The organism is Schumannella sp. 10F1B-5-1, from assembly GCF_006517535.1.
Lineage (GTDB): Bacteria > Actinomycetota > Actinomycetes > Actinomycetales > Microbacteriaceae > Schumannella.
This window is the reverse complement of sequence record NZ_VHQH01000020.1, coordinates 1-346: the sequence shown is the minus strand read 5'-3', so window position 1 is coordinate 346 and position 346 is coordinate 1. Positions and strand designations below refer to the sequence as shown.

General features: G+C 72.3%; 1 protein-coding gene. It reads right to left on the bottom strand.

From position 1 onward, the window contains the following. Positions 1-92 precede the first annotated feature (92 nt). The coding region (locus FJ658_RS03595; protein WP_141144021.1) for an ATP-binding protein at positions 93-346 on the bottom strand (254 nt) is incomplete at its 5' end.

The following is a 346-nucleotide window of genomic DNA, read 5'->3' as shown; positions in this document are numbered from 1 at the left end:
ACGTGCAGGCGAGTGTCGACGTGGAGTTCTGGGCGGCGCTCGACGCGCTCGGCACGCCGCCGGCACCGCCCACCGACTGAGGCGCCCCGCGATCAGTGCGTGCCGCGGGGCAGCACGATGCGGAACTCCGTGCCGACGCCCTCCTCGCTCGCGACATCCATCTCGCCGTCGTGCGCGCTCACGATCGCCTTGGTGATGTTGAGGCCGAGTCCCACGCCCGGCACCGCGTTCCGGGTGGCGGTGCTCGCGCGGAAGAAGCGGGTGAACAACCGGTCGACCTCGTCGGGCGGGATGCCGAGGCCGGTGTCGCGCACGCTGATCGTCGCCGCCTGTTCGTCGGCGGTGA